The 1,679-nt window shown below is 70.4% G+C and carries 1 protein-coding gene; it reads right to left on the bottom strand.

What is annotated here, in order from left to right:
• Window positions 1–405: 405 nt before the first annotated feature.
• On the bottom strand, window positions 406–1,679 hold a 1,274-nt coding region (locus AB0C78_RS50750), incomplete at its 5' end, for a DUF222 domain-containing protein (protein ID WP_360763052.1).

The following is a 1,679-nucleotide window of genomic DNA, read 5'->3' as shown; positions in this document are numbered from 1 at the left end:
GCGTACGGGGCCGCCCCTCCAAAGTCAAGGGCGCCTTCGGCGTCGCTACGCGATGGACTTCGTCCACCCTTGACTTTGGAGCCTCTGCGGCCCCTAGGCAGGTGATGGGGGCAGGCTCCGCCTGCCCCGCCCCCAGGTCGCGCCACCCCACCACCCCCCTCCGTCAGGTGCGAAGACGACCAAGCCCCAACGGCTGTGCCGCGTTCCGGCCGATGATTCTGCGGCTGCGGCTACCAGGGGGCGTGCTGCGGGGGCGGCTGCGGCTGCGAGGGCGGTGGCGGCTGCGCGGCTGGCCGCGATGGCGTGGATGCGGTGGCGGCCACAGGGGTGTGGATGTGGGCATGCCGAGACCGCCCGTGACCCGAATGGATCCGGGCGGGCTCGGCGGTCATGCCGGTGGGGTGGTTATGCGGCCCAGTCGAGGGTGCCGGGCGGCCCGATGCTGCCCGGTGGTCCGGTTGCCCCTCGGGCGTCGGGTGGTGGCAGCAGCCGGTAGACGTAGCGCCCGTCCGGATCTTTGGTGATCTGGATCTGGTCGGGGCGGGTGTGTTTGAACCGGTTGTGCCATCCGCAGGTGAGGGCGAGCTGATCGATGTCGGTGGGACTGTGGCCCAGTGCCCATCCGTTGACGTGGTCCACTTCGCACAGCGTGCCCGGGGTCTCGCATTCTCGTACCGCGCAGGTGGGGTAGAGGGTTTCGAGCACTTGCCGTTGGGCTGCGCTGGCGAACCGTTCCCGGTGGCCCAGGTACAGCGGCGTGTTCCCCCGCCCGAGCAGCAGCGGCGATACCCCGGCGGCGAGGGCGATGCGGCGGGCCTGGGCGGCGGGGATCGGCGTGCCGTCAGTGAGGCGGGCCGGGGCGTTGCCGCCGGTCAGTGTCTCCAGGTCGCAGATGACCGTCACCTTGGTGGCCTTGTGTCCGCCGGACAGCACGCTGGACAGGGCGGCGGCGGTGCGTTCGGAGAAGTCGCGGCGGTCGTCGGGTCCGGCCGGCTTGGCCAGCGGGCCGAGGGTGCCGTCCCAGATCGCGGCGTCTTCGGGGTTCAGCCAGCCTTTGACGTACCGGCCGCCGTCCAGTGAACGGGTGGTGGTGAGCCAGGACTTGTCGTAGCCGCGTTTGGTGTCCTCATCGGGGGCGTCTTCGGTGCCGTCGCGTTCGGCGATCAGATCGCGGATCCGGCGGCCGAAGGCTGCGACCTTCCCGGCGGAGAAGCCCTGGTCGACGAACCCGAGGAGGGTTGTCTCGGCTTCGGCGCAGTCGGTGTCGTCCAGGCGGGCGACCGAGTCGGCGACGGTGGTGGCGTAACCGAAGGACAGGTCGCCGGAGGCGAGTGCGGCGGCAACGTGGGGCAGGCGGTGGCGCTGGCGGGCGAGGGTGAGGCGCTCCTTGGCGCGGTTGTCGCGCATGCCCAGCCGTGAGCGCAGCCATGCCTGGGTGGAGGGATATCCCCAGCGGGCTTGTTCTCCGGTGGCGTCGACTCGGCCGATGAATCCGGCGAGCGCGCTTTCCTGCATATCTGCTGCGGCCGCGAGGGTTTCGGTGAGTTCCAGGCAGGCGGCCGCTGATTCCGGGGCTTGGCGCTGGGCGAGTTCAGTGGCGATGGCGGAGAGCGCGTTCACCAATTCCATGGTGGACGCGGCCCCGAGCTCGACCGTCACTGATTGCATAGGTAAATAGT

Source organism: Actinomadura sp. NPDC048394, from assembly GCF_040651755.1.
GTDB lineage: Bacteria > Actinomycetota > Actinomycetes > Streptosporangiales > Streptosporangiaceae > Spirillospora > Spirillospora montaniterrae.
The sequence above is the reverse complement of the archived record's forward strand: the minus strand, read 5'-3'. Positions and strand labels throughout refer to the sequence as shown.